Here is a 24538-nt window from a genome sequence, read left to right on the forward strand (position 1 = left end):
CGCTACAAACTCGCCGAACGGAATTACCGACTACCGGCCCCATATGTTCGCCGAAGGGTCTGATTCGAGCTTCCTAAAGCGGGCTGCACTTGTTTTATTCTGAGGTGAGTCCAATCATCATGGGCGGCATCTGACCTGGTATATACCGGTCAAAAAATTCCCACGACAATTACTTAGCTGTAGAATCGCGGTTTTTTTGCCAAGCGATCCGGGGAGCAAAAGTCGAATGGGTAGAGCGTATCAAAACCGTAAAGTGTCCATGGCCAAAACGGCTGATGCCAAGGCCAAGGTTTACAGCAAATATGGCCGGGAAATCTATATGGCCGCCAAGTCCGGCGGTATCGATCCATCGGGCAATTTGACCTTGCGGGGGTTGATCGATAGAGCCAAAAAAGACCAGGTGCCTACCCACGTCATCGAAAAAGCTATCGATAAGGCCAAGGGTGGCGGTGGGGAGGATTTCGCGCCTGCCCGTTACGAAGGCTTTGGGCCTGGCGGTTGCATGGTGATAGTCGATTGCTTGACCGACAATCCCAATCGCACCTTCGGTGACGTACGTCTGTGTTTTACCAAAACCAAATGCAAGATAGGTACGCAGGGTGCGGTCAGCCATATGTTCGATCATTCGGCAATCCTGGCGTTTAAACACGGCGACGAAGATGCGGTGCTGGAAGCTTTGCTGAGCGCTGACGTGGATGTGTCGGACATCGAAAACGAAGACGGTAAATTGACCGTGTTTACACCCCACGCCGATTACGCCAAAGCCAAGCAGGCCTTGACGGATTTGTTGGGCGAGATCGATTTTGAAGTGGATGAAATTCAATTTATCCCTAGAAGTGTTACCCCTATCGGTGGGGATGATGTGGCGATGTTCGAAAAATTTCTAGATATGTTGAACGATCTGGATGACGTGCAAAACGTTTTTCATGATGCCGAGTATTAAGGGCAAAACCGCTCAGTAACTTGGGATATTAAATTCAGGAACCTTAGCGTTCCTGAGCTATTAAAACGCGTTGCCATTGCATGTTTTAGCGTGATGATGCGGCTATTGTTTCCTTTTGTAAAACAAATAATGCATATTCAATGGTATTGTTAATAAATTAGATCTATCTTATAGTGTAAGCGTGTTTATTACGGAGTAGAAAAAATGAATGACTTACAAAAAGATATTTTGAACGGTTTGGCCTTTATCACCGGCGTGATCGGTTTTATGTCAGGCGAATTTATTCTTTCATCGGCATTATTTGCTTCAACGACTGTCGCCAGCAATATCAGCGTAAATCGGAAGAAAAACCGCGATTAAGCAAGCTTGCAATAGGGTTTTACAGGGAAACAACGCATCGGCTGAGGCCGGGTGTTTTCCCGAACCTGCTGTACCTTATTCGGCTTTGTCCTATCTGAGCAATCAATAACTTTGCATTTGATCGACGGGTTTAAAAATCTATCCGCTCCGGTGCCACCCGTAAAACTTCCTCGATGGTAGTAATGCCGGCGGCAACTTTTTCTGCGCCACTTAGCCTTAAAGGGCGCATGCCTTCTCTGATGGCCTGGCGTTGCAACAAAAGTGTGTCGCAGCCTTCCACGATCAATTTTTGCAGAGTCGGATGGTTTTCGAAAATTTCGTAGATGCCGATACGGCCGGCAAAGCCGGTATTGCGGCAGCTCTTGCAACCAACAGCTTTATAAATGTGCTTAGGTGTAGCGACTTTAAAAGGCGCGACCAATGCCTGCCACTGCGCTTGGTCTAAGGTTGTCGCGGTTTTGCATTGCCCGCACAACACCCTTATCAAGCGTTGCGCCATTACCCCCAAAATGGTTTGTTGAATCAGATAGCCCGGCAGGCCAAGATTTAACAAGCGCGTCACCGCAGCCGGCGCGCTATTGGTGTGGAGGGTGGAAATCACCAAATGCCCGGTCAGCGAGGCTTGCACCGCCATTTCCGCCGTCTCCAGGTCGCGAATCTCCCCCACCATAATAATGTCCGGATCTTGCCGCAGTAGGGTGCGAATACCGCTGGCGAAGTCCAAACCGATATTGGCCTGAGTCTGCATTTGATTGAAAGCCGGTTCGATTTGCTCGATCGGGTCTTCCACGGTGCACAGATTGATTTCCGATGTGGCCAGGCGCTTTAGCGTGGAATACAAGGTGGTGGTTTTACCGGAACCGGTCGGGCCGGTCACGAGAATAATGCCGTGGGTCTGTTCGGTCATCCGGTTCCAAATCGCCAGCTCCTGTTTATTGAAGCCCAACTGCTCGTAATCGCGCAGCAGAACTTCCGGGTCGAAAATCCGCATTACCAATTTTTCGCCAAAGGCCGTTGGCATGGTCGAGAGTCGCAACTCGATTTCCTTGCCGTTGCTATTCTGAGTTTTGATCCGGCCGTCCTGCGGTAGGCGCTTTTCGGCAATATTCATCCTGCCCAGTATCTTCAAGCGGCTAAGTACCGCATTCATAATCGGCATCGGGAGTTGATAAACCTTGTGCAGAATACCGTCTATCCTGAACCGCACATTGCCTTGTTGACGGCGTGGCTCGATATGAATATCGCTGGCACGCTGGTCGAAGGCATATTGCAGCAACCAGTTGACCAGATTGACCACATGCTGATTGTTCGCGTCCAGATCGGCGCTTTTACTCAGCTCGACCAATTGTTCGAAGTTTTGGCCTTCTGCGGCGCGGCCATCGTTATGGGTTTGCGCGCCTTTCAGCGATTTGGAAAAGTTATAAAACTCGTCAAGATAGCGCTTGATTTCGTCCGGATTGGCAAACACGCAGCGAATTTTGCCGTGGTGCATCTTCGCCAAGTCGAGTTGCCAGGCACGGATGAAGGGTTCGGCGGTGGCTACCACGATTTCATCGGCGTCGATCTTGATTGGCAGAATATTGTAATTGCCGGCGTAAGCTTTACTGAACAAGGCAGTGACCGTAGGTACGTCTATTTTCAGCGGGTCGAAATAGTAGTAAGGCATAGCCAGTTTTTTCGCCAGCCATTGGGTCAAGTCTTCCTGAGTCAACAGGGTGCCGAGCTGGCTTTGGTCGGCGAGTTCGCACTCGGCCAACACCTTTAACGGATGCTTGTTTACATTGATTTTGGCGACCGCGTACTGCCGGCATTTTTCGACATCCTTGGTGGACAACATGCCGTCCTCTTCCAGCCACTTCACGATCTGGTTGATGTCCAGCTTTCTGTCTTCGGATTTGTGTTCTTCCCGCATGCGCTTGGTTTGCTATGATATATAGGTTTAGTCTAGCCAAATATGCCGGACGCTGTGTAGATTTGAAGCTTGGTGGTGGAATTTTTATGCAGAGCATGGAACACTGCGAAAAAAGCATAGTGAGACGATGACAAAGGCTATAATAGCGAATCGATTCTTTAATTCCGGGGTAGCTTAAGCCTTAACCCTATAATTAAAGCTTCCAGAAACAATATACTTTCAGGATTTTTAAGCGATGTTTACCCAATTGCATCCAGGCAAGAACCGTGCACTTTTGATCGAAGTGTGTTTATTGACCAGTGCACTGCTGCTGTCCGGATGCGCGAGTACCGAAAAGCGTGACGAGCTTTCGGTTTATGAGGCAGGCCACGCCGATCCGTACGAGGGATTTAACCGGTCTATGTACGGGTTTAACATGACACTGGACAAATATTTTTTTAAGCCTGTTTCCGATGGTTATAAATTTATTACGCCCGATTTCATGGAAACCGGTGTTAATAATTTCTTCACCAACTTGAAGGGTATTAACGTAGTGTTGAACGATGTCCTTCAGGGTAAATTCCAACAGAGCGCTTCGGACGCCGGACGCTTTTTAACCAATACCACCATTGGCGTGGGTGGCTTAATAGACGTCGCCAGCGAAGTCGGTTTAAAAAACAACGTTGAAGATTTTGGGCAAACTTTGGCTGTGTGGGGAGTCGGGCAGGGTGCGTATTTGGTGTTGCCGGTTTTTGGTCCCACCACTATTCGCGATGGCGGCGCGGGCATCCTCGATAGAGCTGCCAACCCAGGTACCTACGTGCCGGGCACCGGTATTCTCGAGGGGATTAATGATCGTGCAAATGCCGAAGGGGCATTGAACTTTATCAACGAGGCCGCGTTAGATCCCTATGTGTTCACCCGGGAATCCTTCCTGCAATACCGGCGTAATTTGGTGAATGACGGTAAAAACGAAAGTGCGAACTATGATCTGGATATTGATCCCACCGCTGACGTTGCGGCTGAACCTAAGCCCAAAAGCTCTGAAGCTCTCAAGCCATCGCTAGACACCGCCAACAAGATTGAACAGAGTGTGTCACCATCCGCTCAGCCTGCTGTCGGCGCTACTGCTGATACCGATGCCTTTAACAATATGCTGCAATCGTTTGAGGAAGCCTCAAACAAGCTGGATCAACTAAGTAAACACAGACGTAGAAAATGAGGTAAAGCCCTGGTTGAGGCCCTCTCCAGGTAAACCCCTTTTGACTGTTTCTTAACCTGTTAGGGAGGGCATTTTTTCCTCAACGATGTATGCAACAAAGCCGCACCGGTGTAATCAGCAGTTTGTTGTTTCCGCGAATTTGACTTTTTATACCTCGGTTTAATCCGATGGTGCAGAATTATCGGATACAGATTGTTTTGCGGTTTGCCGCTTTTTCCTGACGGCATAGAAGTAGGTCATGCCGGAAATGGTGCCGCATACCGTGGCTAATTTATCCAGAATAGGCGCGACGGTTACTATCAAAGGCTCATCGACCAGCCCCAACCACACGCCAAAAGCGGTTAGTCCGGTCGGCGTGGCTATCGTCGCCGCGACAGCCGATAGACCGGCGATGATACCGGTCGCCATGGCGATATGTTCCACCCTAGCGGCAATGACTTCGTGATTCATGTGGATTGCGGGCGTATTATCGTGGACTAGTCGCAACCGGGTTTTCCCGGCAGCTCATCAGAAAACTCGCCTGTATTTTAGTCAGTTTCTAGGTGCTTGTCAGTGGGTGTGGGTAGCGAATGCTGGTGAAAATTATCTGCAATCGTTGGCGTTATCGGACTGAGGTTTCCTTGCTGTGCTGAGTGCTTTCAAGACTCCAAATTGGTGTTTGACATTCTTTTGAATCTGGAGTAATACGGTGTTCTATGGGAGTGAAACCCGCATGTTCATTCCGAAACCTGCCGCTGGCCTGCGGTGTATTAAGGGAGTTTAGATCGCTATGTCTTCCCTAACTGTTTCCAGTGTTAATCAATCCGGCTTTCAACAGTTGAGCGCGCTGACGGCCAAGAGAAATGCGGATCAGGCCGAGCAAATGGCGCAAGCGTTGAGAAAACAGGCGGATGCCGTCCAAGCCCAAGCCGACCAATACGCAGCCAAAGCTCAGGATCTCGATTCTCAAGCCAGTAAGGCTAAGTCGAACTCCGACGCTGCACACTTGAGATTGAATCTGTCCAACGCTTTTCAAGAAGCGGGCACCCAGTTAACTAACACCATTCAGAACGCTGAGGTAAGACCGTCTACCTATTCGCAAGTAGTGACGGGTATAAGCACATCGTCCGCGACCGATGACAACAAGGCCGTGGGGAGCACTATAGACATTGTTGCTTAGCCTGATTATCGTTTAGGCAGATAAGCAGTAGAGTTATTAACCCGGCCCTATTGATGACCGGTATGCCGTTCGGGCTGAGATTCTATGGTTTTCGTCAAGCTGCATTGTTGAGGCAAGCAATTTTCTGAGCGTCAAATCGGGCATCGGCTTGTTGCCAAAGCGAGAATGCGATGCGTAATAATTTTCTGGCGATAATCACTAGCGCCTGAGTTGCCGAGAACTCTCTGGCTCTTAACTCTTGGTAATAGGGTTTCCACACAGCCGTTTTGGCGGCTGCCTGGGCGCAGTTGTATAACAGCCGTCTCAGTTCACCCGGTCCCCGTTTGGATACGCGTCGGCGGCCCCGCTTTTGGCCTGAGTCACAGGCTCGGGGATCCAGCCCGACAAAGGCTACTACGGCATCGCTGCGGCTTAACGGGACCCGATCAAACAAGACAGCCAGCTGTGTTGAGGTTTGCCGGCCAATACCCGGTATGCTCTCAAGACGTCGGGCCTCGGCTTTCAGTGCAGGCTGCAAAGTTAATAAGTCATCCAGTTGCTGATCGATATGCTTGAGCAATCCGTCCAAGGCGGCCACGGTATCAATGAGTGGCGCTTCAAGTTCCTTCACGCTTCGCAAGGCTTTTTGCAGGGCTTGACGATGCTTGACGACCGTCGCACGGCGCCGTTGCAGTAAAGCCACTTGGTGCTGCATCGCCGAAGCAGGTTGATAGGGACGTAAATGACCCCGTTCAGCGGTGATAAATCGCCGGATCATTTGGGCGTCCACTCGATCCGTCTTGCCCCGTCTGCCCAAACCCAGGGCATAATGGCGCATATCCCGTGGGTTCAGCACATAGACGACCATGCCCATCAATACCGCTTGCTCTGCCATGAGTTGATGATAATCGCTGGTGGCTTCCAGGCCAATATAACTCCCGGTCGGTAACGTCTTCAGCCAGGCATCGATGGCCTCTGCCGTATTGGCAAGCGTCAACAAACCCTGCTCTGAATCTATCACCAGTTCATCTTTTGCTACATCGATACCGATCAACATTTCGCTTGCCATACGTCCTCCACCTGTTGAAAAATAAGAGAGTCGGGGTGGTGCGTCTGCCGAGTAAGCTTGTGCACAAATCGGCGGTCTAACCGCTAGATTCTTCATCGACTCTGGAAGACGCGATGGGATGATTTCTCAGTGAGGTCTGTCTTAGCAGATGCTTGTCGATGTCCCTCCATCCCGACAACCAAAGTCTCCCCGATTCTCTTAACCTTTACCATACAAGCTCGTCGAAGCCCAGTCTGGTGAGCCCAGGCCCAGTAGCTTCAGGGGCATTAAGGCAAACGGTATCTAAGAGCCGAGTCAATAGTCAAAAAATAGTAAGCGAGGTGACATCATGTTGTCGTCAATCAACACCACCACCAACCTGGATAAATCCCAAAGTCTGATCCAAACCAGCGTCCAGCGCCTTAGTTCCGCAAAGCGGATCAATTCGGCGGCCGAAAACCCGGCTGGGGTGGCAATTGCCGATGCGATAAGCAGTCGCTTGGGAGGACAAAACCAAGCAATCGGCAATATCGGCAAGGGCCTTTCGCTCGCGGAAACCGCCGGTAGCGCGTTAACCCAGGTAACCGACAATCTGCAACGCATCCGCGAATTGACGGTGCAAGCCGGTAACAGCTCTTTGTCGGCTTCTGATCGGCAAAGTATTCAGGACGAGATCAACGGATTGGGCAAAAGCATCGATGGGATTGCCGGCAACACCCAGTTCAACGATCAAAAACTATTGGACGGCAGTTTCTCCGGCCAATTGCAAATGGGCCCCAATCCCGGCGATACGCTAGGCTTAAGCTTGGGGAATGTATCCAGCGCCGCCTTGGGTGTTTCGGGATTGGATGTATCCAGCGCTACGAATGCGGCCAATGCGCTGGATACGATAGACAGCGCGATTAACAATGTCGGGAATGAGCAGAGTAACTTGGCCAGCACTGCTGCGGGCTTGAGTTCTAACCTAGCCAATTTGAACAGCAGCTATCAGAATCTAGCCGAAACGCGCAGTCGTATTCAAGATACCGACTATGCGCAAACGGCTGCCGACTTGAACAAGGGTAAAGTGCAAAACCAAGTGGCAAACTATGCGCTCAAGCTATATCAAGACAATCAAAAAGCGGCATCGGCGCTGTTAACGGGTCTCTAAATAAAGCCTAATGCTCATCAGACTGTTTATTAACCTGACTCTTACACTCCCTTTATTCGTCATTCCCGTGCAGGCGGCAGCCGTTACAACGCGTAGCGGATCTATTTAAGCCGCTGGGCTCCCGCCTTCGCGGGAGAGACGATATTTAAGGGCCGGGTTAAAAAGGTTTTGATTTGCGATGAATCGCGCCACCGCTATTCAGTCACCTCTTCGGTCCGGACCATAAAGCTCAGTAGCGTATTCGGACCGAAGCTACAGCTAATCGGTACGTCGGCCGCATCGCGCCCGCGAGCGATCAGCACCCGGCCAATGCGCGGGATATTGTTCCGCGCGTCGAAGGTATACCACTGGCCGTCAAGATACGCCTCAAACCAGCCGGCAAAATCCATTGGACCATAGGGTGGCGGCATGCCCATGTCGCCCAGATAGCCGGTGCAATAGCGTGCCGGGATGTTCATGCAACGACAAAAGGTGATGGCGAGATGGGCAAAGTCCCGGCACACGCCGGTTCGATCTTGATAAGCTTCCCAGGCGGTTTTGGTGCGGCGAGCATGTTGATAGCCAAACTCGATATGCCGGTTAACATAGTCGCAGATCGCCTGCACCCGTGCCCAGCCGGTCGGCGCATTCTCAAACAGCTGCCAGGCTATCTCAGTCATATGATCGGTTTCACAATATCGACTGCCTAACAGAAACAGCAGCGTTTCGTCGGGCAGATATTCTACCGGCGTTTGCTTTGCCTGAGAAATGAGCCGGTCCGGCACACCGCTATCCCTGACTAAACCGTCTGCAAAAAGTCTGAGTCTGCCCTTAGGCGCGACGATACGGCTACACCAATTGCCGAAGGTGTCGCGATACGCATTGATAGGAATGCTCGGCTCTGTCATCAGGTAGTCCGGAATGATGACGTCGGAGACGCGAGTGTAGTGCACGCCTAAGGTCAGCAGCATCGGGGTCGGCTGCGGGCAGTCGTAAATAATTTCGTAGCCTATGCGGATTTTCATTGGATTACTCCTGGGTGGGCGAAATAACGTGCTAGGGTTTGTTGAAGTGATACGACGATCTTCTGGCGCAGGTCAGACCAATGCCGGCCCGCGGCCAAGATATGCTTTTGGTTTATTTCCAGTTCGATACCCAGATAGGCATCGGCGTCCAGGCGTTGACGAAACCAGCGAGTTTGCCCATCGGCTTTGCCGGCATAGGGATAATTTCGGCGGACTCGCAGTTCGGGCGCACACGCTTTTAGGCTTGCTTTCCAGCACTTGCAGAAGGCAGCCTCGCCAGCTCGCGCCGGATCATAAAGCAAGCCTATATCGGCGTTTCGCAGCTTACCGTCCAGTTCGGGCGTGAAGCTGTGAGAGGCAAGGTGAATCACTTGGCTATGCTCGACAAGCGATTGCCGGATCAGACGATCCACCTGCGTCCGATAGGGCCGGTAATAGTGCCGTACGATTTGTTCTCGCACCTTGGCCGGGGCATTTTGTATGCTGATAAAGTGCAGATTTGGATGGCCTAGGGATCGATTCAGATCCACCAGCAAACGGCTGACGGTTGACGTCACAATCGGCGCGGAAAATGCCTTAGCCAAGGCTTTGGCCATCAGTAAAGCGCCGGGATCAAAGCCGCGATGCGAGTCCAGCAAAGCCTGATAGCCTTGAAAATATGCTTGATACGGTTCGGGGATTCGGTTGCCGCCGTGTTCGCAAGTGATCACCAGGCCATATTCGCCTGGTTCATCGGCAATCGTCGGTTCGGGGCGCATCCGCGCGCCTCACCAATCCAGATTGGACAATTGATCGAATACCAGCCGCGTGCCATCAGTCCACTGTTTACCCAATTCCACGAAATACGCATCGCCTTCGCCAAAGCGCCGTCGCATCTTGACAACCAGACTGTCACGTTGATAGCAGAGTAGATCGATAGGCATGCCCACCGATAAGTTGCTGCACATGGTCGAGTCGAACGAGACCAGCACGCATTTGGCGGCATTGTTCAGCGAGGTGGAACGGGTAATTACCCGATCTATGATAGGTTTGCCGTATTTGGTTTCACCGGTCTGAAAATACGGCGTCTCAATGCTGGCCTCTATAAAAGTGCCCTCGGCATAAATCCGAAACAGACGCGGCGCTTCGCCGGCGATTTGGCCGCCCAAAATAAAGGAGGCGTTGAAGCTGATTTTGCTGGCCGCCAGATGCGGGCTGTCGCGCTGATCGACCTCACGCATGGCGTCCGAAACCAGCAGCGCGGCATCGAACATCGATTCCGCATTCCACAGATTCGGCGAACCGGGCTTGGCGCTCCTTTGTTTCAAAATGCTGATCACTGCTTGTGTGCCGGCCAGGTTGCCGGAACTCAGCAGCACGATAACGCGGTCGCCGGCTTTTTCAAATACCGTCATCTTGCAGAAGCTGGCAATGTTGTCGACCCCGGCGTTGGTGCGCGAGTCCGATGCAAACACCATCCCGGTGTCGAGCATGACGCCTATGCAGTAAGTCATGAATGTGTCTTCTTTTTTTGATTCGGTGATAAGGAGTATTTGCAGGTCGGCCTGCCGTTTTAGATGGGATCTTAGCCGGCTTCTTCGGCTTTATCTGTACGCTGTCGCACCTAACATCGCGCGGAGTCTAGCGTTTTAGCTTGCCGGTTGAGATTCCTCAGCGGCAGCAGCTTTTGCAAGGCCGCAATCGCTTGTTCGGCTTGATGCCGCCGCAAGAACGAGAAACAGCCATTGATTGCTATTACACCGAGCATGGCATAACCCAAGGTCGCCATGCCTTCCCCGGGTTGCTGAAACTCGGCGAAAAACGCCAATCCGGCCGCCAGCCACAAAATTAAGGCAAAAAAGTGCAGGAATGCTTATGCGACTGCCAATAAAACCGATTTTTTCCGGCTTTCTTCGATACGGTTAAAACCGAATGCATGCAGGCGACCTTCAAAGGAGGTATCGGCCAGGCCTTCCATGCTGGAGTCTAAACTGTACAGGGCTTCTGCGGGTGTCAGATGCTGGATTTTCATGAGCGTAATCCAATAAGCAAGAGTTTAGAACGAATCGGATTATTTCCGATATGCACGACGGGCAATTCTTCATCGTGCTTGTTTTTTGGTGCGCATAGCAGGCAAACTTCACCCATTTTTTATGTGTACACGGTAAGCAGATGAGTCTTAATAGCCCATATTCTCTCGTATCTTTCGCCACCAGGTGTTTGGCTATGCTGATTTTATGCGGTTTGCAGGGCTGCTTTTCGCCGCTGGCGCTGGATAGGGCGGTGATCGAATACGATAAGGTCACCACCGATATTTTGTCGAAACAGTTGTTGCTGAACATCGGCCGTGCCCATCAGCACCAACCCATGCATTTCACCGGTGTCTCGAACATCGCCGCTACGTTTAATTTTCAATTCAATGCCGGTGCCACGCCGGCCTTTACCGGTGAAGTCGGTTCGGTGATGACGCCTGTATTTGGCGGGACGATGTCTGAAAATCCGACAATCAGCATTGTGCCCATCGAAGGGGAGGAATTTACCCGGCGCTTGTTGACACCGTTTCAGGAAAACAAACTGACCATGTTGTTGCGGCAAGGTGTGGACGTGGATTTGCTGTTGCGTCTACTCGCCGGCGAGCTAAGGCTAAACGGCGGCGAGCAGGCCGGCGTGTATTTGAATCAACCGGCGGATGGCGACGGTTATCGATTGTTCCGGCAAGCTGTGTTGCATTTGTCCGCCATCCAGGACAACCATAAGCTGTTTGTGGAACCGTTGATATTCAATCGCAGTTGGAGTCTGTCTGCCGAGGCGATAAACGTCGAGCAATTGGCGGCCTTGCAAAAAGACTATAAAGTTGAGTTCAGCGCCGACCAAAAGCAACTGACCTTAACTAAGCGGGTGACAGGACGAATCTTGTTGACCAATTACGATCCCGCAACATTGAGCAACGAAGAGCGTTTGCGTTTGCATGAAGAAGCCGATCAAGGCGCCGAAAATGATGTCAGTGTGGATATTCGCGCCGGCTATCCGGGTGGCGAATGGCCGTTGCACGGTGTGTTTCGCTTGCGCAGCTTTCACAATGTGTTGAATTTTATCGGTCAAACGATCAATGATGATCCGGAATACGCTGTCGATAAGCACCCTAGGACGCCTTCGGTGAGCGAGAACCCAGTGCAAACCATGGCCTTACTGGTCAGCGAAGACGAGCCTTCTTCAACCGAGATTAGCGTGCGTTTCGGCGACAATTATTATGCCTTGCAGCCGGAAACCGGCTATCAATGGAATCGGGAAGGTTTTAGATTGTTATGTCAGATTTTTCAAATGACCATGACCGACCTGGCGCGGAAGGGTGCGCCGGAAATTACTATTTCCAAATAAGCGGGAGATATTTTGAGCGAAACTATCGACAAAAACATGGTGATGCGCTGCGTGGCCTATCAAAAAGGCGTGGGCATCGGCGACGTCACCATCGAAGACATCAGCGAAGTATTGCTGAAAGACGATACCTTTATCTGGTTGGGTTTGCGCGAAGCGAATGCCGAGATATTGAGAAAAATTCAGCAGGAATTTGGTTTACACGAGCTGGCGATTGAAGATGCTTGCGCCGCGCACCAGCGGCCGAAGATCGAGGAATATGGCGATTCGCTGTTTATCGTGCTGCATACGGCGGAATTGATCGAGAAAAAAGTGGAATTCGGCGAGACGCACATTTTTATGGGGCCGCGTTTTGTGGTCACCGTACGCCATGGCGCGTCGCAGAGTTTGAGCAAGGTGCGTGAGCGTTGTCAGGCCATGCCGCACCAACTCAGCAAGGGACCGGGCTTTGCCTTGTACTCGATTATGGATTTTATCGTCGATAATTACATGGTAGCGATTGCCGGATTGCAAGACCGCTTTGATGTATTGGAGTCGGCGATATTTCAATATCGGCCCAGCCGGCAAACCATGGAAGATCTCTACGAATTAAAGCGCGAGTTATTGTTGCTGGAAGGCGCTATAAATCCGGTGATAGATATTTGCAACGAGTTGATGCGTTTTCATGGCGGTCTGATACACAAGGATGTCAGAGTGTATTTCCGCGACATCGCCGATCACATCAAACGCGTCGATCAGGCTATACAAGGCATGCGCGAGATGTTGCTGGCGGCGATGCAGGTGCACCTTACTTTTGAAACGGTGCGACAAAACGAAGTAGTCAAACGTTTGGCCGGTTGGGGGGCGATTTTGGCGATACCGACCATGGTATTCAGTTTGTACGGTATGAACTTCCGGCACATGCCGGAGTTGGATTGGGTGTACAGTTACCCCTTAGTCGTTGGCAGCGTGGCGCTGTGCAGCTTGGCCTTGTATTTGCGTTTGAAGCGGGCCGGGTGGTTGTGAGCGCTCTCTTGTTAACCCAGTCCTTAAATTACCTGTGGCCGTCATTCCCGCAAAAGCGGGAATCGAGAATAGTTACTGGGCTCATCCCACCTGCGCAGGAGCGACGTAGTTAACGGCTGGGTTGATAATACGCTTAACATTGCATCAGTTGCCGCTCGCCTGTAATTGCTTCAGCATTTCCGCGACGCGTTTGGCATCCAATGCGGGGTCTACATCGTCATCGATACGGCGTATGGTTAAATTGGGATCGACTATAAATGTCCAGCGTTTGGCCATATTCAATATCGGCATTTTCACGCCGTAGGCTTCGCTGACTTTGGCATCCGCGTCGGATAACAAGGTGAAGGTCAGTTTATGTTGCTGATGAAACGCCAACAGATCCTTGACGTCATCGGTGCTAATTCCGTAAACCTCGGCATTTTGCTCGCGGATCAGATTGATGGCATCGCGAAAGGCGCAGGCTTGCGTGGTACAGCCGGGTGTACCGGCTTTGGGATAAAAATATAATACTGTCCAACCTTTCCCGCGCCGAGCGGCTAAACTTATCGGATCGCCATCGTGCGCTGGCAATTGAAATAACGGTGCAGATTGACCGACTTGTAAAGGGGCCGCGTTTGCCGTCTGCGAAAACGTTAGCAAGGCGAACAGCATGAAGACCAAGAGTCTGAACGTAAGAGTGAATTTTTGCATACATAATCTCCCTTAAGCGGTATGCGATGATGAAGTGCCGAATGTTTTTGAGTTTATTAGCATGGCCAGTATTCCGCAAAAAGCCGGTTACACAATGGTGATACAGGCACTCGCAGTCATTCGGTTGGATTTGCCCGATCCCCATTTTGAACAGATAATCCCAATGGTCTGGATGTCCGGGCCGAAAGCCGGAAAACTATAGTGGTATGGTTCACCTAAAATTTCACTTATATTATTCGTGGTTTTTGGCCGGTTGCATCTAAGTTTTTTTACAGGCCAGTGTCTATTTTGGAGTCGAATAACGGAATAAGCAAAATGACGCGTCCGTATTACTTTTCCCGGTTTTCTCGAATTTTGTGGCTGAATCTGGCCATGTTTGTGATTTTCGCCATCGCATTCGCGATTTACGTGCGCGCAGAGAAGCAAATTGATCGCGCCAACGAAATCCGCTTAGAGTCACATTTACTGGCCGACGAGTTTCGGCAATCTTCCAACGATCTCTCCCATGTGGCGCGCAGCTATGTAGCCACCGGCGATTCAATCTTCAAACGATATTATCAAGACATTATCGACATTCGCGACGGCAAACTGCCCCGGCCCGAAAATTATCACGACATGTATTGGGATTTGGCGATTGCCAATGGTCATCTCGCACCGCAATCAGGCAGTCAAGCGCTTGCCTTGCTGGAGTTGATGCGGCAAGCCGGGTTTTCCGAGCAGGAAATGGCGAAAATGGCCGAAGCCACTGCCGATTCCGCGGCTCTCATTCAAATAGAGCGCACGGCGATGGACATGGTTGATTCGAATCAGGAAATGCCCAACGCTACCTGGCGTCAGGCCAATCTGATGCTACACGATGCGGCTTACCACCAAGCAAAAGCGAAAGTCATGCAGTCGATCATCGAAGCCTTCGAATTGATGGACCTGCGCACGCAACAGAGCGTGATTGCCAGAGCGCGTATTGCCTTCTGGTTGCGGATGGTATTCGTGCTGTTTGGGGTAATGTTGATTTTGACGCTTTGGCGGGCGTATCGGACTTTACACGCGATATTGGGCGCGTCGGTCGATGAATTGCACGATCAGATCGTTCGTTTGGGTAGCGGCGATTTTTCCGAAACTATTTCGGTTGGCGAGGGCATGCGCAACAGCGTGTTGGGCTGGCTGGCGGAAACTCAGTCAAGTTTGGCAACTGTCGAAGCCGCGCGTCGGAGTGCCGAAGCGAAAAATCTGCGCTTGACCCAATTGTATGCCGCATTAAGTCAATGTAATCAAGCCATTGTTCGCTGTACCAGCGAGGCCGAATTATTCCCGCAAATCTGCCGCGATGCGGTGGTCTTTGGCGGCATGAAAATGGCCTGGATCGGAATGCTTGACCAAGCCAGCCAATCGATCAAACCGGTTGCTTGTTACGGCATCGGCATCGAATACCTGGATGGCATTGCAATATCGATAGACGAGAACCTGCCGACCGGGCGTGGACCAACCGGTATCGCGGTTAGAGAGGACAGGCCATACTGGTGCCAGGATTTTCAACATGACCCTGCTACCATTGCCTGGCATGCGCGTGGGGCAAAATTCGATTGGCAGGCTTCCGCTGCCTTACCCTTGCATCGCAATGGCAAGCCGGCTGGCGCATTTATGTTGTACGGCGATGAAATAAATGTGTTTGACGATGCCGCGCGCAGTTTGTTGTTGGAAATGGCCATGGACATCGATCATGCCATCGGCGGCTTCGAGCGCGAGACCGAACGTCAGCAAGCGCAGCAGATGGAAAGTTTGCGGGTGTTTATGCTGGAGCGACTCAACGGTAACTTACAGCTGATGGATGTTTTGCGGGATGTTGTCACCGAACTTGAAATATTCCTGACAGATAGTCTGTGTTCGATTTTGCTGGTGGATGAGGATCAGCGTTTACGAATAGGCGCGGCGCCAAGTCTCCCGGATTTTTACAATCAGGCGATTGACGGCCTAAAGATAGGTGCCGGGCTTGGATCGTGCGGCAATACCGCATACACCGGGGAAAGGACTATCGCTGAAAATCTTGCCGAGCATCCGTATTGGCAGCCTTTTCTGGCGTTGGCGGAACGGGCAGGCTTGGCGGCATGCTGGTCGGAACCGGTGCTTTCTGCCGGGAAAAAAGTGCTGGGCACCTTTGCGATTTATCATCGTCACCCTGCCGTTCCTAACAAACATGAATTGCGCTTGCTGGAAATGGTCGCGCATTTTATCGCCCTGGCTATCGAACGCAAGCAGGCAGAAGAGCACATTTATTATTTGGCCAATTACGACTCGCTCACCGGCTTACCGAATCGCAGTCAATTGGACGATCATTTGAAATATGCATTGAGTTTGGCTAAACGGAGTAACGGCCACTTAGCGCTAATGTTTCTTGATCTCGATCATTTCAAAAATGTTAACGATACCCTGGGGCATAGCGTCGGCGATGCGCTGTTGGTGGAATTAGCCGATCGGCTTTGTGCCGTGCTGCGCGAAGAAGATACCGTGACGCGTTTGGGCGGCGACGAATTTATTTTCCTGTTACCGGGCACCGATGCCGGTGGGGCGGCGAATGTCGCGCAAAAATTACTGGATGCGATAGCGGAGCCTTACCGAATTGAGGAATTGGATTTGACGATGAGCGCATCGATCGGCATAGCCTTGTATCCGGACGATGGCGAGGACCTGGAAAGCCTGTCCAAAAGTGCGGATGTTGCGATGTACCGGGTCAAAACCGATGGTCGACACGGTTACCGCTTTTTTACGCCGGAAATGCAAGCCCGTGCCCAGCGCAATCTGCAACTGGTTAATGCCTTATGCCATGCCTTGGATCGCCAACAACTGCATGTTTATTATCAACCGCAGGCGGATATTCATAGTGGGCGCGTGATCGGTGTGGAAGCCTTGTTGCGCTGGCGGCATCCCGAGTTTGGCATGGTTTCGCCGGCCGAATTCATTCCGGTGGCAGAAGACAGCGGACTGATTCTGCCTATCGGTGAGTGGGTGTTGCAAACGGCGGTGCGGCAAGCGAAAACCTGCCTTGATCAGGGGCTGGGGCCTTTGATCATGGCGGTCAATCTATCGGCTGCTCAATTTAGTCATCCGGCCTTGCCGGAGATGGTTTCGCGTATTTTGGAAAAGGAAGGCTTGCCGCCCGAGTATTTGGAGCTGGAGTTGACCGAAGGGGTGTCGATGCAAAACCCCGAAGCTGCGGTGGCGGTGATGAATAATCTGCATGAGCGTGGCGTACGCATGTCTATCGACGACTTCGGCACCGGTTATTCGTCATTGAGTTATCTGAAGAAATTTAAAGTATACAAGTTGAAGATCGACCAATCTTTTGTCCGTGACATCAGTACCGATTCGGAAGATAAAGCCATCGTCAGCGCGGTGATCAGCCTGGCCGGCAGCCTGGGTTTGCGAACCATAGCCGAAGGTGTGGAAACGGTCGAACAGCGGGAGTTCTTGCGCGAACAGGGCTGTCAGGAGATTCAAGGCTATTTATTCAGCAAGCCAATGCCTAGCGACCAATTTGAGCTGTTTTTGCGGCAAAGCGTCATCGATTCGACTAGAACGTCTTGAAGGATATTTCGGTGGCGTGCGGTCGAGCTTGCGCAGCTTACAAATTGACGAAAGGGTGGAGCGGGTCCATGCTTGTTTACTGAGTTCGGCGGTGCTGGTGACTTCTCTATTATCCCGGCCCATAAATATCGTCGCTCCCGCGAAGGCGTTAGCCCAGCGGCTAGTTTGGATTTTCTGTGTGGTCTTACGGCTCCCGCCTTCGCCGGAATGACGACTCCAGGGAGTTGCTGGGCCGGTTTGATAACGCTACGCAATTTGATTTTTCGCCGACTTAACGGAGCCAGTTCTTGAACGACGTCAATCCCATTTTTAAAAATCTGCCCGATTCGCTGCCGATTTCGCCGTTGGCGATCCTGATTATCGTCACGGTGCTGGTCGGCGCGACCATGTCGTTTTACACCATCCCCGCCGAGTCAGAGGGTATTGTGTTGCGCTTTGGCGAATTCATCGAAAAAGTCCCGTCCGGCTTGCATGCCAAACTCCCGTTTGGCGTGGATAGCGTCATTACCGTGCCCACTCAGCGTCAGCAGAAGCTGGAGTTTGGCTTTGCTACGCCAGGCTTCACCAACCCGGATCAAATTGGCGATGAACCGGCCTTGGAAAAGTCGATGGTAACCGGCGATCTGAATTCGGCGCTGGTGGAGTGGATCGTGCAATACCGGATCACCGACCCGGAAAAATATCTGTTTGATGTCCGCGATCCTGGTCTGACTTTGCGGGACATTTCCGAAGCGGTGATGCGAGAGGTGGTGGGTGATCGCACCGTCGATGAAATTATTACCATCGGTCGGCAGGAGATTGAGGACACCGTTTTGGCGCGTGCCCGCTTACTCGCGGAACGCTACCAGTTAGGAGTGTCGATCAATCAAGTGCAACTGAAAAACGTCAATCCGCCCGAACCGGTACAGCCCTCGTTCAATGAAGTGAATCGTGCTCAGCAAGACCGAGAGAACGTCATCAATCTGGCGAATGGCGAATATAACAAAGCAGTGCCGCGCGCGCGTGGTGAAGCGGATCAGAAAATTCGCGCCGCAGAAGGTTATCGTTTTAAACGAATTAACGAAGCGGAAGGGGATGTCACCGCTTTCAATCAAGTGTTGGAACAATATCTAAAAGCCCCGGAAGTGACGCGCACCCGGATTTATCTGGAAACGATGGGCGAGGTGTTACCGCAAGCCAGCCAGCAAATTATTGTCGATGACTCGGTGCAGCAAATATTGCCGATGTTGCCGTTTCCCGGTCAGGCAGCGGGAGTAGTCAAATGAATCTATCGACAAGAAACTGGCTGTTAATCGTTGTTTCGGGGTTTTTGCTATGGCAATCGGTGTTTACCGTCGACCAAACCGAGCAGGTTATCATCACCCAATTCGGTAAACCGGTCGGCGAGCCGATTACCAGCCCTGGTTTGCATTTCAAGATCCCGTTTACCCAGCAGATCAATAGCTTCGATAAGCGTTACCTGGCCTGGGATGGACCGATGGTGGAGATGTCTACCAAGGATAAGACCTATGTACAAGTCGATACCTTCGCCCGCTGGCGCATCACCCAGCCCATGCAATATTACTTACGCTTGCGTGACGAACGTAGCGCGCAATCGCGTTTAGAGGACATTTTAGGCAGCGAGACCCGCACTGCGATTGCCCGTCACGAATTGATCGAAGTGGTGCGTTCGGACAAGGATCGTAAACCCCTGCAAGACGAAAGCTTGGGGCCGTTGACCGGTGAGGGCACGATAGGCGTATTGCGGCCAATCCGGGTGGGCCGGGCGGCGATCGAAAAAGACGTGTTCGATGCCGCAGCGCCGAAATTGGCCGAATTTGGTGTCGAATTGTTGGATGTGCGCTTCAAACGCATCAATTACAACCATCAGGTACTTGAACGAATCCATCAGCGGATGATCAGCGAACGCTTGCAAATTGCCCAGCGTTTCCGCTCGGAAGGCGAGGGCGAGGCGGCCAGGATTAACGGTAATCGGGATCGGGATCTCAATGAAATCGAATCCACCGCATATAAACGTGTGCAAGAAATTCAAGGCGAAGCGGATGCCAAGGCCACCGAAATTTACGCCAAGGCCTACGGGCAAAAACCCGAGTCCGCCGAGTTTTACAAGTTCTTGAAGAGCATGGAAACCTATCGCAAAGTGATAGACGGCGACGCTACCATTGTGTTGTCCACTAATAGCGATTTATTTGGCCTATTGAAGCGGGTGGAGCAAAAGAATCGTTAATACCCAGCAAAGCGGCGATGCGGTTTATAACGCCAATAAGCAAAAATTAAGCTGGTGACGGCAAACTTTATCGCAAGCAAATAATTGACTAACAGGAGGTTTGCGATGTTAAAAACAACAACAGTCATCGTTTTGGGTTTATTGGTGTCGTCGGCTGCGTTGGCCGACCATGAGCATTGGGGACATCATCATGGCCACCATCATCACGGGCATTATCAGCCGATGTATAGGGAAGAAGTGATTTATTATCAACCCGCGCCGGTCGTCGAGTATGTGCCGGCTCCTCAGTATTACGCTCCACCTCCGCCGCCAGCTTATTACGGCTACGACCAACGGTCGCCGCAAGGTTTACTGGGCGGTATGGTGGGTAGTGCGATGGGTTATCATTTGGGGGGCGGCGATCCGATAGCCGCCGGTATCGGTGCCGCCGCCGGGGCTTTGCTCGGTAACGGTATGTATTGAGGCTGCGTGGACGGAGCGGTCAATATGCCAGTAACTTGAAAAAACTTTTCGGCGCGCCGCAAATCGGACAGTCCCAGTCGTCGGGGATATCCTCCCAGCGGGTGCCGGGTGCGATGCCGCTATCCGGGTCGCCCTTGGCTTCGTCGTAAATGTGCTCGCATTCCATGCAGTGGTATTTCTGGTAATCGCTCATCGGATTCACTCTGGGTGTTAAGCGGCACAATCGCCGAGAAATCTTTCGAAAGCCGTCGCCATTACTGGCAATATGCTTAATAAGCGGTGGTCGGCATCCAACATATGCAGGCGCGCGTGATGTTCGTGGCAGAAGCGCCAGGCGTTTTCCGGGGCTACTACATCGTCTTGCCAGCCATGAAACACTTCGATGTTGGCAGTGCCTGGCTTAAACTCGGTACGCGCATAGCCTGGCAAATAGAATGCCGGCGCGATCAAAAACAAGCCCTTCGGCTTGATGATTTCCGCCGCGACGGTCGAAACATAAGCACCCATGCTGGAGCCCACCAGCACTATCGTTTCATATCCCGACACATCAAGCGCCAATAGCTGCTGTACCCGCCAGTCCGGGTCGTTGCTGGCTTGATAATCCGGGCTGATAAATTCAAACCCTTGGCGTTTGGCGACTTCTGCCAATGCCAGGGGTTTTTCGCCCCAGGGAATACTATCCTTACCGTGGCTGTATATGACCAGTTTGCTCATGATCTTTTCTCGCTGTTCGAAAGCTTATTTTCTGAAAAATAAATTGGCCAATAACGTGATCAGCACGCTGATTACAATCATCGACGTAATCGGAATAAACACTAAGCTATTTCTACCCTGAATCCGAATATCCCCCGGCAGTTTGCCGAACCAATTCACCAACCACGGGGCGTAGTTCAAAACCAAGCCGAGCACCAGGATGGCCGAGCCGATAAGAATTAATGCTTTTCCGGGTTCCATCTCTTTTCCTGTGCGTTACGGGATCACCACCACTTGCGCGAAACCGCCGCCGGGTGTCCGAAAGTTAGTGGTTTGGCCTTGGTAAAGGCGGGCGCAGACCAATTGGGTTTGGCCTTGATAGACATAGTGGCGTAGATCCAATTTTAACTCGCCGGCATCAAGATGGCGTTCGCTGGGTTTTACCAGGGTCTGCGCCACATAATCGTGTTGCAGAATATCCTCGAAAACGCGCCGGGTCAGTTTGTCGCCCCGATACGCCGCTTTGCTGCCGTAGCCTCTGGCTGGTTTGAAAAACAGCTGCTTACGTTCGGACCAGAACCGTTCGGCATTCTGCGCATCGACCTGCGTAGTGTGGGCGATACCTTCTCGCAATATCGTCCGGGCATGCTCATCGACGCCGATTGCTTTTAGAAAATCAGTGTTGCCCAGCCAGACCAGATTCCTTTTGTCGGCATATAGCGCATGATTTCTGGGGTGCGGCGTCAGCACTACCGCACCGGCCAGATAGGCTTCCCGCAAAGTCTGGGTTTCCAGCGATTCCAAGCCAAAGTCGGTCAAGCGGTTATAAACCAGATCGATTGGCAGATCATCGTGCCAGAGTCGGTCGTCTCGATAGTTTAAGGCCCCAGGATCGCAGATTACAGTTTGGATTTTATGTTGTTCGAACAAGTGTTTAAACAACAGAAACTCCGGCCACATGTATTGGTTTTGCGGGTCGTCGTCGACGATGGCAATACTGCGCAGGGGCGCCACATCGCGCTCCGCTCGCCATTCCAAGTAAAACATCTCCATGAACAGGGTTTCGGCCTGCTGAGTATCTTGCCTGGGCAAGTTGAGTTTGCCGGGCTGTTGGTTGCCGACGATTTCGCAACAGCTGTTTTGTGCGCGAATCAATAGCGCATTAATCATCGCACCGCCGGCATTAGAATTGATTTCGATCAGTTTCGGGCCGTCAGCGCTCAGATGAAAGTCGTAGCCTAGAAATACACCGTGAGCTTTTGCTAAAAACTGTGCGGCATCCGGTGCGTATTGAAGTACCTGTTGTTGATACGCCGGCAGCGCAATCACCCGTTCCAGCGCGGCGATGATCGCCAGTTGTTGGTCCAGGCAAGCTTGATCGATGAACACCGCCGACTCCGCGAACAAATTCGGCCGCTCCTCTGCGATCAGCCGATACAAATCCTCGTTTCCCTCCAGCCTATTCAGTTCGCTGCGCAGCGCTTTGCGATTTAGCGACGAGCAGCGACAATCGCTATTTAGCTGTTTGGCGTTAGGTGTTTGCTCGGGTTCTGGATGGGGATGCATGAAAAACGATAGGCGTGGATTAATGGTCAAACAGGATTTACGCCCGCTATTCTAGCGCGATACGCTCGCCCACAAATCTGTAAATTCTTATACGGATGCCTACAGAAGTGGCAAAAACAATTTACAAACAGGCGGTTAAGGTTGTGTGTTGTCAGCTAGTCGATATGCTGATGGGAGTTTTCTGAACAGCTGGATCCAAACTTGTGAAACCAGGCACCGCACGGTATTTTTATGACCGTGGTATCACGTTTACCGAAATCGCTGCGAATTTTTATAGGGCGCAGCAATGATCGGTGCATTCAATGGAATTAAGCCCTTTTTATCCGGCGCAGCTAGAACTTGAGCGCGTATTTTGTCAATATGGCAACCTTTGTCCGAATTTGAACTTGCAAAAATCATGACGCAGCAAGCCGTATCAAGCAGTAATCAAACAACATGGCGCAACTCTCCACCGTACCTGCTGACGGTACTGATGCTGTTGTATTTTTTCTCGCAATCCGCCAGCAGCCAAAGCCCAGAGCCTGCTGTTGGGCAAGCCATACAGTCATTACTGGCCAGCAAACAGCAGCCTTTACTGTCGCAAGCGGATTTTTCGCAGTATAGCGACGCGTTGAAACAGTTGTATCAGATGAATGCCAATCAGCTGATTTGGCTGGGCGAAGGTCGTGCTGCGAAAAATCGCGAAGACGCTTTGAGTCTGCTAAGCAATGCCAAGGCCGATGGTTTGAATCCGGATACATACGAAGTCGAGCGTTTGCGCGGCTACTTACAACAGGCCGTTACATTATCGAAAAATGCGACGACGGAGTTGGTCTCTTACGACGTGGCCTTGTCGATCGCGCTGGTACATTACGCGCGTGATCTGCATGTCGGCCGGGTCGATCCGCGCGACTTCGATTATCCCGCGCAGTTTGCCGCCAAATCGGCAAGCGATGTCGCTGTGTTGCTGAATCAACATATTCAACAACAAACGCTTGCCGAACTGCCGGCGGCGCTGGCACCCAAATTCAAGCAATATCAGCAATTAAAGACTTTGTTGGCTGCTTATCGTCAACAAAATACCGTCGCGCAGAAGCCAAAACTGCTTTTGGCAAAATCGCTGCGCCCCGGCGAGCAAGACGCGCAATTGCCCGAGTTGCATCGGCGTCTGCTGGAATTGGGTGAGCTGAAAGCGGAAGACGTCATTGGTGCCGGCAGCACAGAGACGCTGTACGATGCGGCGGCGACGGAAGCGGTGAAACGTTTGCAACAACAGCAAGGCTTAAAAGCCGACGGGGTGATTGGCAAACAGACCCTGGCCTTATTGAATCAAACGCCGGCCGATAAAATCGCCATGCTTGAATTGGCCATGGAGCGTTGGCGTTGGATGCCGGAGTTGCCGGAAGGGCCGAGGATTTTTGTAAACATCCCGGCGTTTCAGTTATGGGCCTTCAATTCTCGCGACGATCAACAGCCCTTGACCATGAAAGTGATAGTCGGCAAGGCTGAAAAGAACCAGACCCCGGTGCTCTGGGAAGAAATGAAATATCTGGAGTTCATGCCGTATTGGAACATTCCGAAAAGCATCATGGATAAGGAAATGCTGCCGAAACTATTGAGCGATGAAGAGTTTCTGACCAGTCAGGATATTGAATTGGTAGGACGCTATGCCGACGATGAAGACGACGACGAAAATCAAGACAGCATTGTCGACGAAATCAAGAGTGGTCGGGTGCGCGCCAGACAACGCCCCGGCAGTAACAATCCCTTGGGGCGGGTGAAATTTATTTTTCCGAACAAGGCCGATGTGTATTTGCATGATACGCCGGGCAAAGCGGCGTTTAACCGGGATCGCCGTGATCTCAGCCACGGCTGCGTTAGAGTGGCGGAAGCTGGAAAGCTGGCGGAATTTGTGCTCGGCGACCAAAGCGAGTGGGATCAGCAAACCATACAACAGGCCATGGCCGGGCCTAAAACCCAGCGAGTCACTCTGAAAAAATCGATACCGGTGTTATTTTTTTATACCACTGTTTTTGTGGGTCTTGATGATAAACCGCGCTTTTACCCGGACATTTATGGTCAAGATGAATTGTTGCAGACTGCTTTGAGCAAAGCAGCCGATCCGGGCGCTAAACAGCAGTTAGTCAGTAAAACTGTGAATAGTGCCGGCGGCGGTTAACAGGATTCAGTTTTGCCAGTTTTGGATTATGCTGTTAGTTGGCGTGTT

Annotated in this window: 25 protein-coding genes; 12 read left to right on the forward strand and 13 right to left on the reverse strand. The window is 51.6% G+C overall.

Going from position 1 to position 24538, the window contains the following annotated elements; genetic code table 11:
• Positions 1-226 precede the first annotated feature (226 nt).
• Together METH11B_RS0123485 and METH11B_RS29610 are read left to right on the forward strand one after the other, a co-directional pair.
• Complete coding sequence (locus METH11B_RS0123485) at positions 227-943, forward strand: YebC/PmpR family DNA-binding transcriptional regulator (RefSeq protein ID WP_026604129.1); 717 nt, start codon at positions 227-229, stop codon at positions 941-943.
• Positions 944-1147: 204 nt separating this feature from the next.
• Positions 1148-1303 carry a hypothetical protein gene (locus METH11B_RS29610; RefSeq protein ID WP_020485561.1) on the forward strand — a complete coding sequence of 52 codons (156 nt, stop codon included), beginning with the start codon at positions 1148-1150 and terminating at the stop codon, positions 1301-1303.
• Between the two features lie 130 nt (positions 1304-1433).
• On the opposite strand, the gene METH11B_RS0123495 is transcribed toward METH11B_RS29610, so the two are convergent.
• Positions 1434-3215, reverse strand: a complete 1782-nt coding sequence (locus METH11B_RS0123495; RefSeq protein WP_026604130.1) for a GspE/PulE family protein — start codon at positions 3213-3215, stop codon at positions 1434-1436.
• Between the two features lie 235 nt (positions 3216-3450).
• Here METH11B_RS0123495 and METH11B_RS0123500 point away from each other — a divergent pair, with 235 nt between their 5' ends.
• Positions 3451-4416 carry an MlaA family lipoprotein gene (locus METH11B_RS0123500; protein WP_026604131.1) on the forward strand — a complete coding sequence of 322 codons (966 nt, stop codon included), beginning with the start codon at positions 3451-3453 and terminating at the stop codon, positions 4414-4416.
• 159 nt (positions 4417-4575) lie between these two features.
• Here METH11B_RS0123500 and METH11B_RS0123505 read toward each other — a convergent pair whose 3' ends face one another.
• Positions 4576-4866 (reverse strand): hypothetical protein, encoded by a 291-nt coding sequence (locus tag METH11B_RS0123505; RefSeq protein WP_026604132.1) that lies wholly within the window; start codon positions 4864-4866, stop codon positions 4576-4578.
• Positions 4867-5185: 319 nt separating this feature from the next.
• Here METH11B_RS0123505 and METH11B_RS0123510 point away from each other — a divergent pair, with 319 nt between their 5' ends.
• Positions 5186-5575, forward strand: a complete 390-nt coding sequence (locus tag METH11B_RS0123510; protein ID WP_026604133.1) for a hypothetical protein — start codon at positions 5186-5188, stop codon at positions 5573-5575.
• Between the two features lie 94 nt (positions 5576-5669).
• Here METH11B_RS0123510 and METH11B_RS0123515 read toward each other — a convergent pair whose 3' ends face one another.
• Positions 5670-6623 carry an IS110 family transposase gene (locus METH11B_RS0123515; protein WP_026604134.1) on the reverse strand — a complete coding sequence of 318 codons (954 nt, stop codon included), beginning with the start codon at positions 6621-6623 and terminating at the stop codon, positions 5670-5672.
• A gap of 328 nt (positions 6624-6951) precedes the next feature.
• Between METH11B_RS0123515 and METH11B_RS0123520 the strand changes: the two genes are divergently transcribed.
• The gene (locus METH11B_RS0123520; protein ID WP_026604135.1) at positions 6952-7752 is read left to right on the forward strand and encodes a flagellin; all 801 of its coding nucleotides are present in this window, start codon (positions 6952-6954) and stop codon (positions 7750-7752) included.
• A 194-nt stretch (positions 7753-7946) separates the two neighbouring features.
• Here METH11B_RS0123520 and METH11B_RS0123525 read toward each other — a convergent pair whose 3' ends face one another.
• The 5 genes from METH11B_RS0123525 to METH11B_RS28870 form a co-directional block, all read right to left on the reverse strand.
• Positions 7947-8756, reverse strand: a complete 810-nt coding sequence (locus METH11B_RS0123525) for a transglutaminase-like domain-containing protein (RefSeq protein WP_026604136.1) — start codon at positions 8754-8756, stop codon at positions 7947-7949.
• Positions 8753-9514 (reverse strand): N-formylglutamate amidohydrolase, encoded by a 762-nt coding sequence (locus METH11B_RS0123530; RefSeq protein WP_026604137.1) that lies wholly within the window; start codon positions 9512-9514, stop codon positions 8753-8755. The genes METH11B_RS0123525 and METH11B_RS0123530 overlap by 4 nt, the downstream gene beginning before the upstream one ends.
• Before the next feature lie 9 nt (positions 9515-9523).
• The gene (locus tag METH11B_RS0123535) at positions 9524-10249 is read right to left on the reverse strand and encodes a peptidase (RefSeq protein ID WP_036276395.1); all 726 of its coding nucleotides are present in this window, start codon (positions 10247-10249) and stop codon (positions 9524-9526) included.
• A gap of 110 nt (positions 10250-10359) precedes the next feature.
• Positions 10360-10563, reverse strand: coding sequence for a hypothetical protein (locus METH11B_RS0123540; RefSeq protein WP_197026990.1), 204 nt, complete (start codon positions 10561-10563; stop codon positions 10360-10362).
• Between the two features lie 45 nt (positions 10564-10608).
• Positions 10609-10767 carry a cation-transporting P-type ATPase gene (locus METH11B_RS28870; protein WP_081733868.1) on the reverse strand — a complete coding sequence of 53 codons (159 nt, stop codon included), beginning with the start codon at positions 10765-10767 and terminating at the stop codon, positions 10609-10611.
• A gap of 194 nt (positions 10768-10961) precedes the next feature.
• Here METH11B_RS28870 and METH11B_RS0123550 point away from each other — a divergent pair, with 194 nt between their 5' ends.
• Both METH11B_RS0123550 and corA read left to right on the forward strand, forming a co-directional pair.
• Positions 10962-12113 (forward strand): hypothetical protein, encoded by a 1152-nt coding sequence (locus METH11B_RS0123550; RefSeq protein ID WP_026604140.1) that lies wholly within the window; start codon positions 10962-10964, stop codon positions 12111-12113.
• Between the two features lie 36 nt (positions 12114-12149).
• Complete coding sequence (gene corA / locus METH11B_RS0123555; RefSeq protein WP_036278214.1) at positions 12150-13115, forward strand: magnesium/cobalt transporter CorA; 966 nt, start codon at positions 12150-12152, stop codon at positions 13113-13115.
• 144 nt (positions 13116-13259) lie between these two features.
• Here corA and METH11B_RS0123560 read toward each other — a convergent pair whose 3' ends face one another.
• Positions 13260-13805: a peroxiredoxin gene (locus METH11B_RS0123560; protein WP_026604142.1), complete on the reverse strand. Its 546-nt coding sequence runs from the start codon at positions 13803-13805 to the stop codon at positions 13260-13262.
• A gap of 315 nt (positions 13806-14120) precedes the next feature.
• Between METH11B_RS0123560 and METH11B_RS0123570 the strand changes: the two genes are divergently transcribed.
• The 4 genes from METH11B_RS0123570 to METH11B_RS0123585 all read left to right on the forward strand — a co-directional run bounded on the left by METH11B_RS0123570 (position 14121) and on the right by METH11B_RS0123585 (position 20073).
• Complete coding sequence (locus tag METH11B_RS0123570; protein WP_026604143.1) at positions 14121-17384, forward strand: bifunctional diguanylate cyclase/phosphodiesterase; 3264 nt, start codon at positions 14121-14123, stop codon at positions 17382-17384.
• 287 nt (positions 17385-17671) lie between these two features.
• On the forward strand, positions 17672-18649 hold the full coding sequence (gene hflK / locus METH11B_RS0123575) for an FtsH protease activity modulator HflK (protein WP_026604144.1): 978 nt from the start codon (positions 17672-17674) through the stop codon (positions 18647-18649).
• Positions 18646-19611, forward strand: a complete 966-nt coding sequence (hflC, locus tag METH11B_RS0123580; RefSeq protein ID WP_020485577.1) for a protease modulator HflC — start codon at positions 18646-18648, stop codon at positions 19609-19611. The genes hflK and hflC overlap by 4 nt, the downstream gene beginning before the upstream one ends.
• Positions 19612-19716: 105 nt before the next feature.
• Positions 19717-20073: a hypothetical protein gene (locus METH11B_RS0123585; RefSeq protein ID WP_026604145.1), complete on the forward strand. Its 357-nt coding sequence runs from the start codon at positions 19717-19719 to the stop codon at positions 20071-20073.
• Between the two features lie 19 nt (positions 20074-20092).
• On the opposite strand, the gene METH11B_RS0123590 is transcribed toward METH11B_RS0123585, so the two are convergent.
• From METH11B_RS0123590 to METH11B_RS0123605, 4 genes are read right to left on the reverse strand one after another with little or no spacing between them, the layout of a single operon-like run.
• Positions 20093-20266 (reverse strand): rubredoxin, encoded by a 174-nt coding sequence (locus tag METH11B_RS0123590; protein WP_020485579.1) that lies wholly within the window; start codon positions 20264-20266, stop codon positions 20093-20095.
• Between the two features lie 17 nt (positions 20267-20283).
• The gene (locus tag METH11B_RS0123595; RefSeq protein ID WP_026604146.1) at positions 20284-20787 is read right to left on the reverse strand and encodes a YqiA/YcfP family alpha/beta fold hydrolase; all 504 of its coding nucleotides are present in this window, start codon (positions 20785-20787) and stop codon (positions 20284-20286) included.
• Positions 20788-20811: 24 nt separating this feature from the next.
• Positions 20812-21027, reverse strand: coding sequence for a DUF2905 domain-containing protein (locus METH11B_RS0123600; RefSeq protein ID WP_026604147.1), 216 nt, complete (start codon positions 21025-21027; stop codon positions 20812-20814).
• A 15-nt stretch (positions 21028-21042) separates the two neighbouring features.
• The gene (locus METH11B_RS0123605) at positions 21043-22362 is read right to left on the reverse strand and encodes a hypothetical protein (protein WP_231499661.1); all 1320 of its coding nucleotides are present in this window, start codon (positions 22360-22362) and stop codon (positions 21043-21045) included.
• A gap of 367 nt (positions 22363-22729) precedes the next feature.
• Here METH11B_RS0123605 and METH11B_RS0123615 point away from each other — a divergent pair, with 367 nt between their 5' ends.
• Positions 22730-24490, forward strand: a complete 1761-nt coding sequence (locus tag METH11B_RS0123615; protein ID WP_026604149.1) for a L,D-transpeptidase family protein — start codon at positions 22730-22732, stop codon at positions 24488-24490.
• Positions 24491-24538: the final 48 nt, after the last annotated feature.

Source organism: Methylomonas sp. 11b, from assembly GCF_000515215.1.
Classification (GTDB): Bacteria; Pseudomonadota; Gammaproteobacteria; order Methylococcales; family Methylomonadaceae; genus Methylomonas.

Excerpts from the sequence above, each read along its gene's own strand:
- METH11B_RS0123500 (WP_026604131.1), top strand. The coding sequence starts at position 3,451 with ATGTTTACCCAATTGCATCCAGGCAAGAACCGTGCACTTTTGATCGAA.
- METH11B_RS0123615 (WP_026604149.1), top strand. The coding sequence starts at position 22,730 with ATGACGCAGCAAGCCGTATCAAGCAGTAATCAAACAACATGGCGCAAC.
- METH11B_RS0123600 (WP_026604147.1), bottom strand. The coding sequence starts at position 21,027 with ATGGAACCCGGAAAAGCATTAATTCTTATCGGCTCGGCCATCCTGGTG.
- hflC (WP_020485577.1), top strand. The coding sequence starts at position 18,646 with ATGAATCTATCGACAAGAAACTGGCTGTTAATCGTTGTTTCGGGGTTT.
- METH11B_RS0123510 (WP_026604133.1), top strand. The coding sequence starts at position 5,186 with ATGTCTTCCCTAACTGTTTCCAGTGTTAATCAATCCGGCTTTCAACAG.
- METH11B_RS0123570 (WP_026604143.1), top strand. The coding sequence starts at position 14,121 with ATGACGCGTCCGTATTACTTTTCCCGGTTTTCTCGAATTTTGTGGCTG.
- METH11B_RS0123520 (WP_026604135.1), top strand. The coding sequence starts at position 6,952 with ATGTTGTCGTCAATCAACACCACCACCAACCTGGATAAATCCCAAAGT.
- METH11B_RS0123550 (WP_026604140.1), top strand. The coding sequence starts at position 10,962 with ATGCTGATTTTATGCGGTTTGCAGGGCTGCTTTTCGCCGCTGGCGCTG.
- METH11B_RS0123530 (WP_026604137.1), bottom strand. The coding sequence starts at position 9,514 with ATGCGCCCCGAACCGACGATTGCCGATGAACCAGGCGAATATGGCCTG.
- METH11B_RS0123535 (WP_036276395.1), bottom strand. The coding sequence starts at position 10,249 with ATGACTTACTGCATAGGCGTCATGCTCGACACCGGGATGGTGTTTGCA.
- METH11B_RS29610 (WP_020485561.1), top strand. The coding sequence starts at position 1,148 with ATGAATGACTTACAAAAAGATATTTTGAACGGTTTGGCCTTTATCACC.
- METH11B_RS0123560 (WP_026604142.1), bottom strand. The coding sequence starts at position 13,805 with ATGCAAAAATTCACTCTTACGTTCAGACTCTTGGTCTTCATGCTGTTC.
- METH11B_RS0123590 (WP_020485579.1), bottom strand. The coding sequence starts at position 20,266 with ATGAGCGATTACCAGAAATACCACTGCATGGAATGCGAGCACATTTAC.
- METH11B_RS0123595 (WP_026604146.1), bottom strand. The coding sequence starts at position 20,787 with ATGAGCAAACTGGTCATATACAGCCACGGTAAGGATAGTATTCCCTGG.
- METH11B_RS0123485 (WP_026604129.1), top strand. The coding sequence starts at position 227 with ATGGGTAGAGCGTATCAAAACCGTAAAGTGTCCATGGCCAAAACGGCT.
- METH11B_RS0123525 (WP_026604136.1), bottom strand. The coding sequence starts at position 8,756 with ATGAAAATCCGCATAGGCTACGAAATTATTTACGACTGCCCGCAGCCG.
- METH11B_RS0123495 (WP_026604130.1), bottom strand. The coding sequence starts at position 3,215 with ATGCGGGAAGAACACAAATCCGAAGACAGAAAGCTGGACATCAACCAG.
- METH11B_RS0123505 (WP_026604132.1), bottom strand. The coding sequence starts at position 4,866 with ATGAATCACGAAGTCATTGCCGCTAGGGTGGAACATATCGCCATGGCG.
- METH11B_RS0123515 (WP_026604134.1), bottom strand. The coding sequence starts at position 6,623 with ATGGCAAGCGAAATGTTGATCGGTATCGATGTAGCAAAAGATGAACTG.
- corA (WP_036278214.1), top strand. The coding sequence starts at position 12,150 with ATGGTGATGCGCTGCGTGGCCTATCAAAAAGGCGTGGGCATCGGCGAC.
- METH11B_RS0123585 (WP_026604145.1), top strand. The coding sequence starts at position 19,717 with ATGTTAAAAACAACAACAGTCATCGTTTTGGGTTTATTGGTGTCGTCG.
- METH11B_RS28870 (WP_081733868.1), bottom strand. The coding sequence starts at position 10,767 with ATGAAAATCCAGCATCTGACACCCGCAGAAGCCCTGTACAGTTTAGAC.